Origin of the sequence: Actinoalloteichus caeruleus (assembly GCF_049311605.1) — a bacterium.
Lineage (GTDB): Bacteria > Actinomycetota > Actinomycetes > Mycobacteriales > Pseudonocardiaceae > Actinoalloteichus_B > Actinoalloteichus_B caeruleus.
The window spans coordinates 2,031,383-2,047,762 of sequence record NZ_CP186005.1 but is presented as its reverse complement, the minus strand read 5'-3'; the positions used below and the strand labels follow the sequence as shown (position 1 = coordinate 2,047,762).

Sequence of the window (16,380 nt, the reverse complement as noted above, 5' to 3'; positions counted from 1 at the left end):
GGGGACGCGGTGCTCCCTGCGACGCCCGCCCACCCATCGCACACTGGGGACGGTGCCGGGGTTCGGGACACCGTCGACGGTCTCCTCGACGGGCCACCGCCGAACGTCCCGCGCGGCGCCGGACGTGACCCGCCAGTCGCTGCCGGCACGATCGACGGAAGGACCTCCTGGTGCGTTCGACATCGCGCGACCCCCGAACCGCCCCCCTCCCCCGCCGGCTCCCGCGCCCGCCCCGCGGCGCGCCCCGGGAGCTGGTGGGCGCGGAGAGGTTCGGGGCGCCGTGATCGAGCACGGCGCGCCCTCCGGCAGCCGGCCCCGGGACCGGCGCCAGGAGTCGACGCAGCCGGACCTGCCGGTCGGGCTGGTCGGAGAGGACCGGCCCGACCACTGGGGCGGGGTGATCCCGCCGGACGACGCGCCGGCCACCAGTGCCGAGGCCCTGTCCCGGGCCCGCGCGCTGTCCCCCCTGTTCGCGGCGCGCGCCGCCCAGCACGACGAGGCCGGGGCCTTCCCGATCACCGACTTCCAGCAGCTGCGGTCCGCCGGCCTGTTCGGCCTGATGGCACCGCGCAGGTTGGGCGGCACCGGCGCCAGCTTCGGGGACTACGTGGAGATCGCCATCGAGCTGGCCTGCGGGTCCGGGGCGACCGCCCTCGTGTTCAACATGCACTCCTCCGTGGTGGGGGCGCTGACGAGCCTGCCGGCCACGCTCGTGGACGACCCCGACCGGCGGGCGGAGGTGGCCCAGGCCCACGACCGGATCCTGGCGGCGGCGCTGACCGGCAAGCTCTTCGCCGTCGCCCTGAGCGAGCGGCGGGTCGGTTCCCGGTTGTCCAGGATGTCCACCACCTACCACGAGGTGGAACAGGGCTACCGGATCATCGGGGAGAAGTCCTTCGTGTCGGCCGCCGGCCACGCCGACCTCTACCTGGTGGGTGCCCGCTCGGCGGTGGACCGCGACTACTCGACCCCCACCGTCTCCTACTTCGTGGTTCCCGCTGGTTCCGGCGTGGAGGTCGTCCGGTCCTGGGACACCCTCGGGATGCGGGCGACGGCCAGCGACGACCTCCGACTTGACGTCACCGTGGGGCGGGACGCCCTGCTCGGCGGCGTGGAGGGTCTCGCGCCGACGTTCGTCCAGGCGATGCCGCACTGGATGATCGCTTCCTACGCGGCCGTCTATGTCGGAGTGGCCGAGTCCGCGCTGCGGGAGGCCCGCTCCCAGCTCAGCGAGCGCGGCCTCGACCACCTGCCGGCTGTGCGGGGACGGATGGGCCGGGCCGACGCCGCCGTCGCGGCCGCCCGGTTGGCGGTGCGGGAGGCGGCCAACCGGGTCGACCGGGATCCGGGATCGCCGGCCACCAACCGCTGGGTGTGGCGGGCCAAGCTCCTCGCCGGGGACACGGCGGCCACGGTGGCCTCCTCGGTGTTGGAGGCGGCGGGAACGGCGGCCACGACGCGGGGCAACCCGCTGGAGCGGATCTACCGGGACGCCCGGTACGGCGCTCTGCACCCGGCGACGTCGGACGTGTGCGCGGACTGGCTCGGGATCGCGGCCTTGGGTGGGGACCCGGAACGGGACACCGCCGTTCCCCGGTGGTGAGGGGGCGACGTCCTCCGGTTCGCTGGCGCCGCTCGCCCGGGCCGCCGGTGGCGTTCCTCGGGAACGCTGACCGACGTCCCCGACCGCACCCGGGGCGCGGCCGGCGCTCCGATCGGACGGGGGCGCTCCCCCGGTTGGCTCTGATCCGGGACCTGGTTCCCTCCCCACGGACGGGTCCGGATCGCTAGGCTGGGAGCCATTACCCGACTCTCGGTCACCGATCACTCACCCGCAGTGTCCGGTCGGATGACTGAATCCCTTCTGGGGATGCCGGAGGATACGTCGTGTTCAATGTCGCTGACCTGCACGAGACGCTGTTGGTCGAGTTTCCGGCGCCCGGGGGCAGCCCCACCGACGACCTCCTGTCCGTGGTCAGGCAACCCCGCCAGCTGCTCGAGCAATGCCGGGTTCCCGAGCACGGCGGGACCGCCCTGGACCTTGGGGGGTGGCCGGGGCACTACGCGCTCGCGCTGGCCACCCGGGGCTTCGACTCGGTTCTGCTCGCCGTCGGCGACGAGCCCCCCTACCGCGAGGACGACCTGCGGTTGCTCGACACCTGCCCCACGGTGGTGCGCACCACGGCCGACCTGCTGCGCCAGCCGTTCGAGCCACCCGACGGCGGCCCGTTCGACACCGTCGTGTGCTGCGGGGAGGCCCTGCTGCGGCTGCCCGGCAAGGACGGGGTGCGGGCGCTGTTCGAGGCGGTGCTGGCCTCGCTGGCGCCGGGCGGGATGTTCGTCGTCGGGTTCGCCGACCTCACCCAGGAACTCCGGGGCCGCGACCGCTTCGTCCAGGGCGCCACCAGCTCCGGTGAGATCACCACCTGGTTCCTGGAGTACACCGGCGAGGACACCGTCCAGGTCCACGACCTGGTGCACCGGCGGGACGACGAGGGCAGCTGGAACCTGCACGGCGGGAGTCGGGTCCTGCTGCGCCTCGCGCCGACCTGGGTCGCCAGTCAGCTCGGGCTGGCCGGGTTCCGGCTCTCGCAGCTGCACAGCGTCCGCCCCGACTCCTGGGTGGTCGTGGGCGAACGGCTGGACTGACCGGGCCCGGCCCGTCGAGGACGGGAGGCCGCCGGCGGGCGGGCCGCGCTCGGGCGCGGTTCCCCCGGACCACGACCGCCGCCCCGGGGCGCGCCCCCCGGGGCCGGGTCGTCAGCCGAAGACCACGTCGCTGCACCCGTAGAACGTCTGGTCGAAGTGGCTGGCCTGCCAGATCATGTAGACGATGTGCCGACCGGTGCGGCCGGGGGCCTCCACGTCGATGGACACCGACACCCCACCCAGGGCCGGGTCGTCGCTGGGCGTGCCCTCACCGGGCGGGACCACCCCGGTCTGACCGGCCAGTTCCAGATCACCCCAGCCGAGTTCGTCGGTGGTCGGGTCGAATCCCTGCTTGGTCACGTACACCCGGTAGTAGTCGGCGCCGTGCAGCGCCTGGTCGTGCACGGTCACGGTGAACTCGTTGGCCACCGGGGTCGCGTGCCACTCGCCGGGCACGTCGAGGGCGGCGTAGCGGTCGCCTCCGGTGCGGCCGGCGCTGCACAGCTGACCGTCGGGAATGGCTCCCTCGTGGTCACCGCCCACGCCCTCCCGGTAGACACCGTTCCACTGCCACATCGCGTTGGTGTCGTGCTGCCAGGCCTGCCAGCACATCGGGTCCTCGGTGGCCATCTCCGGATTCTGGAAATCGTGCCCCCACCGTTCCCAGCACCCGTAGTTCCGGGACGGCGGGTCAATGGTGGAACCGTGCGCGGACGCCGTTCCGGCGGAGAACACCATCATGAACATGACGGCCGCGGCCACGGCGGCGACGGCGCGCGCCGGGGGAGAGAGTCGCCTACCTGCGAGTACGGACATTGGGACCTCCTTGTCACCAATGGGTATTCGCGCACCCACGCTACGCCAGTACCGCCGCCGAGAACATCGGCCCGACGGACCACCGAACGGTAGCGAACACAGCCGAGACCACCACTCCAATGCGCGTAATCGTTTCGTGATCGTCCGATCGGGAGCGGAAACAATTCGAAGGAATCGGCGAGATCGCACCGATGAGTTCGACGACAGCGGTCGAACACCGCCGCGCCTCACGACGGGCGCGCGCACCGGGGACACCGCCCGGCCGCTCTCCTCGGCCGCCCCCTCGGCGCAGGGGGTCCGGCGCCCGATCCGGGTACCCGCCCGGTGGCCTCGGCCGTCCGGTACCGGGCTACCACCAGCCCCCGCCCTCGGCTGCGGGGTGTCGCGGGGCCGGCCGCGCTGAGCCGCCGGCGGGGTGGTCCACCCGCGTGGCCGCGAGCGGACCACCAGCACGGCCGACCTCCCGGTCCCCCGGCGACGGGAGGACCACGCCACAGCCGGTGACGCCCGCCCCCGTCCCGTGGCTCGGGGGCGGGCGGGGTTCACCCCGGCTCCACCACCGGCAGTCGGTCGACACCACCCGCGAGCAGCGCCGTGGTGTGCGTCCCCGCCCGGAACGTGGGCTCGGCGAGGACGCGCCGCAGCACCCCGACCGTGGTGCGCAGGCCGGGTCCGGCCACCCGGAACTCGTCCAGGGCGCGGTCCATCCTGGACAACGCCTGGGCCCGGTCCGGCCCCCAGACGACGACCTTCGCCAGCAGCGAGTCGTACTCGGTGGGCACCCGCCACCCCGGGTAGGCGGCCGTGTCGACCCGCACGAAAGGACCGCCGGGTGGGACGAACTCGCTGACCAGCCCCGGGCGGGGCGCGAAGTCGAGGTCGGGGTCCTCGGCGTTGACCCGGCACTCCACCGCCACCCCGCGCGGCACGATCTCCCGCTGGGACAGGCTCACCGGGTGGCCGGCGGCGACCATGAGCTGTTCCCGGACGATGTCCACCCCGGTCACCATCTCGGTGACCGGGTGCTCCACCTGGATGCGGCAGTTCATCTCGATGAACGCGATCTCCTCGCCCTGCACGAGGAACTCGAAGGTGCCCGCGCCCGTGTAGCCGACCGCCCGTGCTCCCCGCACCGCGTACTCGCACAACCGGGAGCGCAGGTCGGCCGACAGCCCGGGAGCCGGGCTCTCCTCCACCAGCTTCTGGTGCCGCCGCTGCACCGAACAGTCCCGCTCCCCCAGGTGCAGCACGGTGCCGTGGGTGTCGGCGAGCACCTGCACCTCGACGTGCCGCGCCCGGTCCCAGTAGCGCTCCACGTAGACGCTGTCGTCGCCGAAGGTGCTTCGCGCGGCGGCCCGGGTCGCCCGGTACGTGGGCACCAGGTCGTCGGCGTCGCGGACCACCGCCATGCCGCGCCCCCCGCCACCGGCGGAGGCCTTGATGATCAGGGGGAAGCCGATCCTGCTGGCGATCTCCACGATCTCGCCGGTGCCGCGCACCGCCTCGGTGGTGCCAGGGAGGACGGGCAGGCCGGCGGCGGTCATCCGTCTTCTGGCCAGGGCCTTGTCCCCCAGTTCCGCCATCACCTCGGGGCGGGGGCCGACGAAGACGAGGCCGTTGTCGGCGCAGATCTCGGCGAAGTCCGGGTCCTCGGACAGGAACCCGTACCCGGGGTGCACGGCCTGCGCGCCGGTGCTCAGCGCCGCCTCGATGACCGCCGGCGCGTACAGGTAGCTGCGCCGGGAGGGCCCGGGTCCGATCCGCACCGACGCGTCGGCGGCCCGCACGGCGGCCGAGTCGTCGTCCGCCGCCGAGTGGGCCACGACGGTGCGGATGCCCAGTTCCCGGCAGCTGCGGATGACGCGCAGCGCGATCTCGCCCCGGTTGGCGACCAGGACGGTGTCGAACGGCGGGCGGGCGCCGGTGGGTCGCGGCCGCCCGTTCTCGGCGACCCCGCCCGGTGTGGTGTGACCGGACGCTCCGGGTGCCTCGGTGCTCGGTGTTCGGGAGGTGCCCATCCCCTACTCCTCGTCCGGTTCGACGCGCAGGAGCGGTTGTCCGTACTCGACCGGTTCGGCGTCACCGACGAGGATCTCGGTGACCCGGCCGGCCTGGTCGGCCTCCAGGGGGTTCATCAGCTTCATCGCCTCCACGATGCCCACCTGCTGGCCGACGACGACCTGGTCGCCGACCTCCACGAAGGGCCTCGCGTCGGGTTCCGGCGCCCGGTAGAAGGTGCCGACGAGCGGCGCGGTCAGGACGTGCCCGCTGGCCGCCGCCGGCGCGGCGCCCGAGGGCGCGGTGGCGCCGGAGGCGCTCGGCGGGCCGTCGCCGTCCCCCGGCCGCCAGTCCACCTCGATGCTCGCCTCCCCGCAGCGGACCCGTATCCGTCTCGGCGTTCCGGTCGAGGACCGGAGCGTCTCGGCGACGGCGCGCACGGCGGCGTCCAACGCGGCTGGCCCGCCGCAGCCGGTCACCGTGGTTCCCATTCCCCCGTTGCCGCTGATCGGTTCGCTGGTGTGCAGTGCGGTCATCGTGCTGGCTCCCTCCGGTCGGTTCCGGTGTCGACGGCCCCCAGCTGGCGGAACCGCCGCTTGCGGGCGCGGACCAGGTCGTGGGGGTCCGTCGCCCGGTGTCGGCTCAGGGCGCTGATCACGGCGTCCCGCAGGATCGCGCTGGCCCGGCGCGGGTCCCGGTGCGCGCCGCCGTCCGGTTCGGGGACGACACCGTCGACCACGCCGAGCCGCAGGAGGTCGGCGGCGCCCAGGCGCAGGGCGCGGGCGGCGACCTCGACGGCGTTCGGGCTCTTCCACAGGATCGCCGCGCACCCCTCGGGGCTGATCACCGAGTAGATGCCGTTCTCGCAGAGCAGGACCTCGTCGGCGACGGCGAGGGCCAGGGCGCCGCCGCTGCCGCCCTCCCCGGTGATGACGCTGACGACGGGAACGGGGAGCTCGCCGAGGGTGCGCAGGCACTCGGCGATGACGTAGGACTGGCCCTGTTCCTCGGCGTCCACCCCGGGGTGGGCTCCCGGGGTGTCCACGACGGTGAGCACCGGCAGCCGGAGTTTGGCCGCGAGCCGCATCAGGCGCAGCGCCTTCCGATAGCCACCGGGGGTGGCCATGCCGAAGTTGCGGTCGACGAGTTCCCGGGTGCCGTGCCCCTTCTGGTGTCCCAACACCAGCAGCGGCAGTCCGTCGAGGATGCCGATCCCGCCGACGACGGCGGGGCAGTCGGCTCCCAGCCGGTCGCCGTGCAGCTCCACGAAGCCGTCGAGCCACCGCCCGAGGTGGTCGAGGGTGGTGGGGCGGTCGCGGTGGCGCGCCAGGTCGACCCGGGTGGCCGCCGGCCTGGGTGTCAGGGCGTCGGGGTCCCGCACCACCGGGTCGGAGGTGGCGGCGCCCCAGTCGGCGGGGGCGCGCCCACTGGCGACGGCGACGGCCGTTCCCAGGAAGCCACGCAGTTCGGCGCGGGGGCGGACCTCGTCGATCAGGCCGTGGCGGAGCAGGAACTCGGCGGTCTGGAACCCCGGGGGCAGGCTCTCCCGCACGGTCTGGGCGATGACCCTCGGGCCGGCGAACCCCATGCGGGCGCCGGGTTCGGCGACGACGATGTCGGAGAGCATGGCGAAGGAGGCGGCAACCCCGCCGTAGGTGGGATCGGTGACGAGGGTGGCGGTCAGCAGGCCCGCCGCGTCCAGGTCGGCCATCGCGCCGCTGGTCCTGGCCATCTGCATCAGGGCGAGCGCGCCCTCCTGCATCCGGGCGCCGCCCGAGGCGGTGGCGAGCAGCAGCGGCACGCCCTCGCTCAGCGCCGTCTCCGCGGCCGTGGTCACGGCCTCGCCCGCCGCCGTGCCGAGGCTGCCCCCGAGGAACCGGAAGTCCATCGCGGCGAGCACGACGGGCTGGCCGTGGAGTGTCCCCCGGTAGCAGCGGACGGCGTCCCGCGACCCGGTGCGGTCGGCGGCCTCGCGGAGCCTGTCCGGGTAGGGCAGCTGGTCGACGAAGCCGAGCGGGTCGAGGGGGACCTCGGGGACGGCGAGTTCGGCCGGGGATCCGGCGTCCAGCAGTCGTTCGGCTCTGGCGGCGGCCGGGAGTCTGCCGTGGCGACCGCAGTCGGGGCAGACGTCGAGCAGCCGGAGGTAGCGCCGGCGGTAGACCAGGCTTCGACATCCTGGGCAGGCGAGCCAGGCACCGTCGGTCCCGGCCGTGCCGGGGGAGGCGGTGGGGGGGTCGGTGGTGAGCCGCACGATCCTGGAGATCCCTCCGCTCGGGCCGCCGGCCGGTCGGGCGGCGGCGAACACTGGGTGGCGATCGGTGGGGCGCCCGGACGTGTCCGCCGGGTGACGGCGGCCCACGTCGGGACGTCCGGGGTCGGGTGCTGGGCTGGGCTGGGCTGGGCTGGGCTGGGCTGGGCTGGGCTGGGCTGGGCTGGGGACGAGTGTCGACGCGGCCACGGGTGCGGGGGCCCGCCCCCGTGGCCTTCGCCGTCTCAGCCCGGGGAGGCCGGCTGGTACAGGCCGTACCCCCCGGCGAACGGTCGGCCGCTCGGCACGCGCAGCGGCAGCGGAACCCGGTCGTGCTGCTCGCCGCCCTGCCAGGACCGCAAGGCGTCCAGGCTCTCCCAGCGGCTGGACAACAGGTACTCGTCCGGTTCGGACACCGAGCGGAGCAGCTCGTCGGAAAGCAGCCCGGGCACGGCGCGCAGCCCCGCGCTGACCTCCCGGTACGCGCGTTCCAGCTCGTCGGGGTCGGGGTGGGTCCTGAACAACAGGACCTGGATCGGACCGGTCATCCGGCCGCCTCCCATTCGGCGTGGCTCCCCGCCCGCTGGCCGGGCGGGAGGTGCGTCAGGACCGTCATCGTCGTCATCGACCCACCGGCGCGGAACGGGCGCAGGGCGCGGCGGTGCACGACGTGCCGCTGGCTGTGCTCGAACTCGTGGAACCCCTCGGCGTCGACCCAGTCGCTCTGCACCCAGTACACCCCGGGGTTCTCGGCGTCCCGGCCGAACCACTGGCCGAGGTTGGCGGGATGGGTGGTGGCGGCGGCACCGACCTCGGCCCACGCCCGTTCGAAGCCCTCGGTCATGCCGGGGTGCACCTCGATGCGCAGCAGCACCCGGAACACGGACTCACTCATCCGAGGAAGCCCCCGTCCACGCTGGACCTGGCCCCGGTGTCGTCCGGCGAGCGGGCTCCGGCTGGTCGAGGCCCGTCGTCCTGGCCGTCGGGACGGGCCGGACCGGGTGCGTCGGCGGTGCGGGCCGCCGGCGGTGCGGGGACGCCGGCCCCTCCACCTCGTGTCGGACCGCCGGGCGACGGGGTGGGGGCGGCGTCGCGCCCCCCGTCCCACGCGGAACGCCGGTGACCAGCGCGGCTCCACCGGCCGGCCGTGCGACCTCGGCGAGGATGGCCGGGTGGGCACCGATGCGGTCCGGGCCGACGCGGTGAGGACGGTCGGCCGCTCCCACCGGCCGGTCCTCCCCGGTCCGGCGAGCGCGTCCCGGACGTGGTGATCGGTCACGACGACGGTGTCTGGCGGCGCTCAGCGCCCATCCGCTCCCAACGACGGTGGCTCTCAGCCCTCCGGGGGTGGGTGCGACGTGGCCGTCGAGATCCGGGGTCATGGCGTCTCCCTCCGCTGACGGGTGCGGGTGCGGGTGCGGCCCCTCGGGCCGTCGGGGGTGCGGTGCTCCTGGGGAGCGGTGGTGTCGGGGTGCGCCGGGACGTGGCGGGCGGGCCGGGCGGTGCGGCGCGCCGGTTCCACCCGGAACCCGTCGGTCGAACCAGGACGGGCCCCGGCGGGATCGCGGTCCTCCGCGCCCGACGTGGTCACGGCGGGCCGTGCTGGACCGGTCAGCCCGGCACGGCGGCCCGGGCGGCCGCCTCGACCTTCTCCTTGATCAACGCCATCTGGGTGCGGGAGTTGCCGTTGACCCGTTCCTCCATCGCGGCGTCCCCGAGCAGCGCGGTGGGCTTCATCTCGAAGTCCTGCACCCAGCGCATCCGGACGCCGTCCTCGACCTCGTCGTACTGCCAGTAGATCCACATGTAGCGGAACGCCCCGGTCTCGACCCGGTGGGCGCGCACGGTGCGGGTCTCCACCTCCGGTGTCCGTTCGGACACCCACGACCAGACCCGGCCCTGCTCGTCGGGGTACATGCTCAGCCGGAACCGCACCGTCTGACCCCGGGTCTCCAGGATCTCGGCGGTGGCGTACTCGCTGAACAGCTCGGGCCAGGACGCGACGTCGTTGGTCATCGACCAGACCAGGTCGAACGGCGCGTTGATGACGATCTCGTTGTCGGTGTGGACGGACATCAGGAACGGTTCCCTTCCATCGCCAGCCGGTTGATGTACTCCACTGCCCGGTTCGGGGTCGGCATCTCCTCCACCGCCTCGTCGGGGATGACGATCCCGTGGGCGCGCTGGACGTGGCTGACCAGTTCCAGGACGGCGAGCGAGTCGTAGCCCAGGTCGCCGAACTCCAGGTCGCCGATGTCGCCGGCGAGGTCGACTCCCTCGTCCACCCCCGCGCTGGACCGCATGATCTGGCGGAGTTCGTCGAGGTCGAACCTGCTCATGGTGTCTCCTTCCTCGGTTCGCGTGCCGTTGTCGTGCGTGGACCGGGGCCGCGGGTGGCGCGGCCCCGACGTCAGTGGGTGCGGTCGCCCCGGCCCAGGACGAGCGCGCCGGTGAACCCGGCGTAGCCCCGGGCGACCACGAGGGCGTGCCGCAGCGGCACCTCCCTGGGTTCGTCCTGGACCAGGTCGATCTCGTGGTCCGGGGACAGCCGGATCGGACCGTGCGTCGGCGGGATGACCTGGTCGCGCAGGCTGAGCAGCGCGGTGGCCACGTCCAGCGCGGCCCCCCCGCCCAGCAGCCGACCGGTGAGGGTCTTGGGCGCGGTCACCGGCACCGCCCCGGGGCCCAGGACCTCGGCGAGGGCGGTCGCCTCGACCTGGTCCCGGCGGTGTTCCCCGGCGGCGTCGGCGAAGACGACATCCACGTCGGAGGGGTCGAGCCTGGCGTCGTCGAGCGCCTGCCGGATCACCCGGGCCAGCACCGGGGGCCGGCCGGCGGTCATCGACTGGTCGAACCCGGCCGCGTAGCCGAGCACCGTCCCGTAGCCGCGCCCGGCGCCCCGCGTCGCGGCTGACTCCTCGGTCTCGACCACCAACAACGCTCCCCCCTCCCCCGGCAGGTGACCGTGGGGGGTCCGGTCGAAGGGCAGGTAGGCGGTCTCCGGGTCGTCCACCGTGGAGACGCATCCGCTGCGCAGCTGCGACACCAGGCCGTAGGGGCCCAGCGACGCGTCGGTCCCCCCGGTGACCACCAGCCGGGTGCCCTGCCGCAGCAACCGGCGGCCCTGCCCGATCGCGTCCAGCCCGCCGGCCTGCTCCCCGCAGAGCACCCCGCAGGTCCCGCGCATCCCGTGCCGGATGGAGATCTGCCCGGTGGTGGCCGCGTAGAACCAGGCGATCGACTGGTAGACGCTCACCCAGTTCGGGCCGTGCTGGTACAGGCTCTCCATCTCCCGCTGGCCGAACTCGACGCCGCCCGAGGAGCTGGCGGTGACGACGGCCATCTCGTACTCGGGGAGCCCCGCCGGGTCGACGTCGGCGTCGGCGAGCGCCTCCTCGGCGGCGGCGAGACCGAAGTGGGTCCACCGGTCGGTCTGCGGGACGAGCCGGTCGGGAACCCGCGTCCGGCTCTCGAACTCCGGGACCGTGCCGGCGTGGCGGACTGGGTACACCGAGGCGTCGAACCGGGTGATCGGCCGGATGCCGCTCCGACCGGCCAACACCGCGTCCCAGTGGTCGGCGGTGGAGGTTCCGGTCGGGGCGACCACGCCGAGCCCGGTGACGACCCCGGCGTTCCTGGCGGTGGAGGTGGTGCGTGTCGGGCGGCCCATCCTGTTTCCTCTGCTTCCGACGGCGGGGGACGACTTTCTCCTGCCCCGGGTCAGCCAGGTCCGGCGTCGACCGGGACCCGGCCCGGCCTGGCGAGGAGCATCGCGCTCTGGAAGCCGCCGAACCCGCTCCCGACGCTGAGGACCGCGTCCATCCGGTGCTCCCTCGCGACGAGGGGCACGTAGTCCAGGTCGCACTCCGGGTCCCGACCCCGCAGGTTCGCGGTGGGCGGGACCACCTGGCGGTCGAGGGCCAACGCGCAGGCGGCGACCTCGATGGCGCCGATCGCGCCCAGCGAGTGCCCCACCATCGACTTGATCGAGCTGACCGGGACCCGGTAGGCGTGCTCGCCGAGGCTGCGTTTGAACGCCGCCGTCTCGTGCCGGTCGTTCTGCTTGGTCCCCGAACCGTGGGCGTTGACGTAGTCGACGTCGGTGGGGTCCAATCGGGCCTGGTCGAGGGCGACGCGGATCGCCTCGGCCATCTCCCGGCCGTCCTTGCGCAGACCGGTCATGTGGTAGGCGTTGCTGCGGCTGGCGAAACCCACCAGGTCGGCGTAGACGTGGGCGCCCCGCGCGCGGGCCGCCCCGGCCTCCTCCAGCACGAGCACCGCCGCGCCCTCCCCCAGCACGAACCCGGCCCGGTCGCGGTCGAAGGGCCGGGAGGCGTGCTCGGGGTCGTCGTTGCGGGCGGTGGTGGCCTTGATGGCGTCGAAGCAGGCCGCCGTGATCGGCGACAGCGGCGCGTCCGTCGCCCCCGCCAACACCACGTCGGCGCTGCCCTCCGCGATGAGCTGCGCGCCGTGACCCACGGCGTCCAGTCCGGAGGTGCAGCCCGTGGACACGAGCGTGCAGGGCCCCTCCGCGGTGACCTCCCTGGCGACCTCGGCGGCGAAGGTGCTGGGCACCATGTACTCGTACAGGTGCGGCACCCCGTAGGTGTGGTCGACCAGCCAACGCCTGCCGTCGTCGGAGAGGACCATGTACTCCTCCTCCAACCTGGTCGTGTTCCCCACCGCGCTGCCGATGCTCACGCCGACGCGGGCCGGGTCCACCGAACCGGGCGGTGGACCGTCGAACACCCCGCTGTCGGCGAGCGCCTCCCGGGTGGCGACCAGGGCGAACTGGGCGGCCCGGTCGAGTCGCCGCACCTCCTGCGAGGTCAGACCGCTGGCCCGGCCGTGGAAGTCCACCTCGGCCCCCACCTGGGACCGGAAGCCGCTCGGGTCGAACAGGCTGATCCGCCGCGTGGCACTGCGACCGGCGACCAGCAGCGACCAGAAGGACTCCCGGTCACCGCCGCCCGGGGCGACCACACCAACACCGGTGATCACGGCGCGCCTGCTCATGACCTGTCGCCCACGTCCATGTGCGGCTGGTCGGGGTTGGCCAGCGGTTCGGTGTCCACGTGACCCAGTTCCGGTCGCGGTGCCAGCGGCCCGAGGTGGAACACCACGTGGGCCGGTGCCGTCCCGGTGTTCGTGACCCGGTGGCGGACCCCGATCGGGACGAGCAGCGAGTCGCCCGGTCCGAGCGTGGTCACCTCGTCGTCGAGGGAGACGGCGAGCTCCCCGGACACGAGGTGGATGAACTCCTCCGAGTAGGGGTGGTAGTGCTCGGTGACGTACTCGTGCGGAGCCAGGCGCAGCTCACCGCCGAACCCGGAGGTGGAACCCACCGTCCGGGGGCTCAGCGTGACGCGGATCTCCCCACCCCGACGCCGGTTGACGACGGCGTCCGCGACGTTGACCTTGAGCGGCCCGGTTGTCCTCACTGAATCCGTCCTTCCTGAGCGGTCCAGGTGTAGAAGGGTTGGGCGACGGCGTCCTTCGGTTCTTTCCAGTTGGGGTCGTAGGCCGAGACCAGGGAGGACAGGTCGGTGTTGACCCGCTGGTACAGCGGTGTCTGCCGTGCCCGGTACAGCGCGGGCCAGATGTCCTGCTCGGCGAGGATGAGGTGGAAGTAGAGGTCGTGGAAGGTGAACAGCGTTCGCCGCGCGACCCCCACCATGTGCGGGAGTTCGGTGGCGTCCGACGCGGCGAACGCGTCGGCGATCTGGCTGGTGTCGTCGGTTCTGAGCCGGGCGACGATCAACGAGCTCCACATGGCTGGTCCTCCTGGGTGGGCTGTGCTGGTTGGGACGGGGACGGCGGGAACGCGCCGGCGTGGAACCCGGCCGCGACGGGCGGGGGCGCGCTCGGCCACGTCACGACGTGGTGGGGTGCTGGGCGGGGCGGCGCCCGCCGACGTCCGTGAGGCGCGGGCGGGGCTCCTCGGGGCTGGCGGTGTCCCGACGCCCGACGAGGAACGGAGCGCCGCCCTCCTCGACGTGGTGGGCCCTGGGGCGGCGGGCGAGGTGGTCGACGGGCATCGGCTGGTCCCCCTGGTCCTCGATGACCCGCACGACGACGTCGTCCCGGCCCCACGGCGTCGCGCCCCGGAACTCGGCGGCCGCCCCACCCTCGGGGCCGGTCAGCGGCGTCCGAGGTTCCCGGCCGTCGGAGCCGTCGACGGGTCGCGCGATCTCGGACTCGTCGCCAGGTTGGAGCCGGAACAGGGCCGCGGCGTGGGGCATCGGGCTTCCTCCGTCTGCGTGGTGCTGGTGGGGGCGGCACCCGCGCGGCACGTGGCGCGCGGGCCCTCCCCCTGCGGGGCGCGGCGCAGGGACGCCGCCCCGTGGATCGACCTGTCAGCCCTGCTCGGGGCCCGCGCGGTCTCCCGTTCGGGCACCCCGGTCAGGCGCTCCGGCCCCACCGTGGCCGCCGGCACTCGAACCGGACTCGGTCCGGACTCGGCCACCGGGGGCCACCACCCTCGACCAGGGCTCCAGCGCCGTCCCAGACCAGGACGAGTCGGATGGACCAGCATCGGAACCCAACCGGCGGAATGGTGGCCAGCGGGCGCGCCGACGGGGGACGACCCCGGGGACCACCCGCTTCGGCAGAGCCGGCGGCGTGACCACGGCGGTCCACCCCGGTTCCTCCACCGCCCTCGCGCACCTACCACCAGTTGGGACGGGCATGTCAGCAGTGAGAGTCCGGGTCCTCGGTCCATTCGAGTTCCACCACGGTGGGACGGCGGTGACCCCGAGCGCGGCGAAGCTCCGGCAGTTGCTGGCGCTGCTGGCGGTTCGGGAGAACCGGCTGGTCCGCAACGACCAGATCATCGAGGAGCTGTGGGAACAGCACCCGCCGCGCAGCGTGAGCACGACCCTCCAGACCTACGTGTACCAGCTGCGGAAACTGATCCGCCCCCACGAACGGCTGGACCGCCGCGGCGCCAGGGTGCTGGGGGCGGGATCCTTCGACCTGGAGACCACGGCCAACGGCTACCTGTTGCGCTGCTCCCCCGGTGAGGTGGACGCCGGCGCCTTCGAACGGCTGGTCCGGCAGGGCAACGCCGAACACGCCGGGGGCCGGCTGGACACCGCCGGGCGGCTGTTCCGGTCCGCGCTGGCGTTGTGGCGGGGCCCGGTGTTCGCCGACCTCAGCCAGGGGCCCCTGTTGCAGGCGGAGGCCGTCGGGTTGGAGGAGCTGTACCGCAACGCCACGGAGCGGCGGATCGAGATCGACCTCCAGTCCGGCCGGCACCACGAGGTGTTGGGTGAACTGACCGGCCTGGTGGCCCAGTACCCGACCCACGAGGGCTTCCAGACGAAACTCATGCTCGCCCTGTACCGGGCCGGTAGACGGTCGGACGCGCTCCACGTGTACCAGCGGGCCCGGGAGGCGCTCAGCGCCGAACTGGGCCTGGACCCCTCCCCGGCGATCCGCCGGCTGCACGCGCAGGTCCTGGCCGCGTCCCCGGTGCTCGACGTTCCCTCGCTGACGTTGACCCGCCGCCAGGTCGGTCCCTCGGAGGCGCCACGGCACCTGCCCGCGCGGCCGGCCGCCCTCGTGGGCCGGGACTCCGAGGTCGCCTCGGCCGTGGCCGCCCTCGCCGTGCCCGAACAGCGCGGAGCGGTCGGGCCGACGGTCGTCCTGGTCACGGGTGGGCCGGGCTGCGGGGTCTCGGCGTTCTGCTCCGACGTGGGGCACCGGGTCGCCGACGGGTTCCCCGACGGTCAGCTGCACGCCGACCTGGGTTCGGGTGTGGAGGGTGGTCTCACCCCGGGTGCCGCCCTCGCGTGTTTCCTCCGGGCGCTCGGAGTGCCGGCGGAGCGGGTTCCGGAGTGCCTGGAGGACCGGATCCGGCTGTTCCGCGGCCGCACCGCCGACCTGCGGCTGCTGGTCGTGGTCGACGGGCTCGCCGACTCCGCGCAGTTGCACGCCCTCATGCCCTCCGGCGCCGGCTGCGCCGTCCTCGCCGGCGCGCGCCGGATGTTGCCCGACGCGGCGGTGCGGCGGGCGGTCCGGCTCGGCCCGTTGGCCGAGGCGGACGCGCGCGGCCTGTTGCTCGCCGGGTTGGAGGACCACCGGGTGGCCAGCGAGACCGAGGCGGTGGGCGAGCTCCTCGCCCTGTGCGAGGGAGTCCCGAAGGCGATCGTCACCGCCAGGACCCGGCTGGCGGTGCGTCCGCACTGGACGGTGCGGCACCTGCTCCGCTCGGTGCGCACGGAGACCCGGTTGGGGCTGCCCACGGCCCAGCTGGGCATCGGGGAGAGCGTCGCGCGGGGGTTGGAGCCGCTGCCGGCGCAGGCCCGGCACGCGCTGCGGCTGTTGACCCTGGCCTTCGACGGCGGCTTCACCAGCGCGCAGGCGGCCGAGGTGCTCGACGTCGGCGTGGACGGGGCGGAGTCGTTGTTGGAGGAGATCACCGAACACCAGCTGGTGACGGCGGAGGCACCCTCCAGCGGGGCGGACGTGGTCCGGTACCGCTTCTCACCGCTGGTGCGGGCGGCGGCGGTGACGCTGGCCGGGTCGGGCCGCTCGGCGGACCAGCGCGGCTGGCACCTGGTGGGCGGCCGGCGGATCACCCCGGCCAGCTGACCCGCCCGGCCGGCCGGGCGGGCGGGCGGGCGGGCGGCGTCCTCGGGCGGAGGTACCGGAGCCGGCGGGTGGCG

16 protein-coding genes are annotated in these 16,380 nt (G+C 74.2%); 3 read left to right on the top strand and 13 right to left on the bottom strand.

What is annotated here, in order from left to right; genetic code table 11:
* The first annotated feature begins 280 nt into the window (after positions 1-280).
* Entirely contained in the window at positions 281-1,603 is a 1,323-nt protein-coding gene (locus ACOJVX_RS09140; protein WP_337662088.1) for an acyl-CoA dehydrogenase family protein, read from the top strand.
* Positions 1,604-1,887: 284 nt separating this feature from the next.
* Complete coding sequence (locus tag ACOJVX_RS09135; RefSeq protein ID WP_051314075.1) at positions 1,888-2,649, top strand: class I SAM-dependent methyltransferase; 762 nt, start codon at positions 1,888-1,890, stop codon at positions 2,647-2,649.
* A 111-nt stretch (positions 2,650-2,760) separates the two neighbouring features.
* On the opposite strand, the gene ACOJVX_RS09130 is transcribed toward ACOJVX_RS09135, so the two are convergent.
* From ACOJVX_RS09130 to ACOJVX_RS09070, 13 genes are all read right to left on the bottom strand, one after another.
* Positions 2,761-3,465: a lytic polysaccharide monooxygenase auxiliary activity family 9 protein gene (locus tag ACOJVX_RS09130; RefSeq protein ID WP_422647416.1), complete on the bottom strand. Its 705-nt coding sequence runs from the start codon at positions 3,463-3,465 to the stop codon at positions 2,761-2,763.
* A 542-nt stretch (positions 3,466-4,007) separates the two neighbouring features.
* A complete protein-coding gene (locus ACOJVX_RS09125) occupies positions 4,008-5,483 on the bottom strand; it encodes an acetyl-CoA carboxylase biotin carboxylase subunit (protein ID WP_418154789.1) in 1,476 nt (491 codons plus the stop codon).
* 3 nt (positions 5,484-5,486) lie between these two features.
* Entirely contained in the window at positions 5,487-5,999 is a 513-nt protein-coding gene (accB, locus tag ACOJVX_RS09120) for an acetyl-CoA carboxylase biotin carboxyl carrier protein (RefSeq protein ID WP_418154790.1), read from the bottom strand.
* A complete protein-coding gene (gene accA / locus ACOJVX_RS09115; protein WP_051314077.1) occupies positions 5,996-7,714 on the bottom strand; it encodes an acetyl-CoA carboxylase carboxyl transferase subunit alpha in 1,719 nt (572 codons plus the stop codon). The genes accB and accA overlap by 4 nt, the downstream gene beginning before the upstream one ends.
* A 242-nt stretch (positions 7,715-7,956) precedes the next feature.
* A complete protein-coding gene (locus ACOJVX_RS09110) occupies positions 7,957-8,259 on the bottom strand; it encodes an antibiotic biosynthesis monooxygenase family protein (protein ID WP_418154792.1) in 303 nt (100 codons plus the stop codon).
* Entirely contained in the window at positions 8,256-8,606 is a 351-nt protein-coding gene (locus ACOJVX_RS09105) for an antibiotic biosynthesis monooxygenase family protein (RefSeq protein WP_035274167.1), read from the bottom strand. The genes ACOJVX_RS09110 and ACOJVX_RS09105 overlap by 4 nt, the downstream gene beginning before the upstream one ends.
* Before the next feature lie 716 nt (positions 8,607-9,322).
* Positions 9,323-9,787, bottom strand: coding sequence for an SRPBCC family protein (locus tag ACOJVX_RS09100; RefSeq protein WP_030105120.1), 465 nt, complete (start codon positions 9,785-9,787; stop codon positions 9,323-9,325).
* The gene (locus ACOJVX_RS09095) at positions 9,787-10,050 is read right to left on the bottom strand and encodes an acyl carrier protein (protein WP_030105119.1); all 264 of its coding nucleotides are present in this window, start codon (positions 10,048-10,050) and stop codon (positions 9,787-9,789) included. Before ACOJVX_RS09095 ends, ACOJVX_RS09100 begins: the two co-directional genes overlap by 1 nt.
* A 71-nt stretch (positions 10,051-10,121) precedes the next feature.
* Positions 10,122-11,381 carry a ketosynthase chain-length factor gene (locus ACOJVX_RS09090; protein ID WP_026419127.1) on the bottom strand — a complete coding sequence of 420 codons (1,260 nt, stop codon included), beginning with the start codon at positions 11,379-11,381 and terminating at the stop codon, positions 10,122-10,124.
* Between the two features lie 50 nt (positions 11,382-11,431).
* Complete coding sequence (locus tag ACOJVX_RS09085; protein WP_422647415.1) at positions 11,432-12,727, bottom strand: beta-ketoacyl-[acyl-carrier-protein] synthase family protein; 1,296 nt, start codon at positions 12,725-12,727, stop codon at positions 11,432-11,434.
* The gene (locus ACOJVX_RS09080; protein ID WP_030105117.1) at positions 12,724-13,152 is read right to left on the bottom strand and encodes a cupin domain-containing protein; all 429 of its coding nucleotides are present in this window, start codon (positions 13,150-13,152) and stop codon (positions 12,724-12,726) included. Before ACOJVX_RS09080 ends, ACOJVX_RS09085 begins: the two co-directional genes overlap by 4 nt.
* Positions 13,149-13,484 (bottom strand): TcmI family type II polyketide cyclase, encoded by a 336-nt coding sequence (locus ACOJVX_RS09075; protein WP_026419130.1) that lies wholly within the window; start codon positions 13,482-13,484, stop codon positions 13,149-13,151. Before ACOJVX_RS09075 ends, ACOJVX_RS09080 begins: the two co-directional genes overlap by 4 nt.
* A 100-nt stretch (positions 13,485-13,584) precedes the next feature.
* The gene (locus ACOJVX_RS09070; RefSeq protein WP_422647414.1) at positions 13,585-13,953 is read right to left on the bottom strand and encodes a SchA/CurD-like domain-containing protein; all 369 of its coding nucleotides are present in this window, start codon (positions 13,951-13,953) and stop codon (positions 13,585-13,587) included.
* Positions 13,954-14,398: 445 nt separating this feature from the next.
* Between ACOJVX_RS09070 and ACOJVX_RS09065 the strand changes: the two genes are divergently transcribed.
* The gene (locus ACOJVX_RS09065) at positions 14,399-16,306 is read left to right on the top strand and encodes an AfsR/SARP family transcriptional regulator (protein WP_081715485.1); all 1,908 of its coding nucleotides are present in this window, start codon (positions 14,399-14,401) and stop codon (positions 16,304-16,306) included.
* Positions 16,307-16,380: the final 74 nt, after the last annotated feature.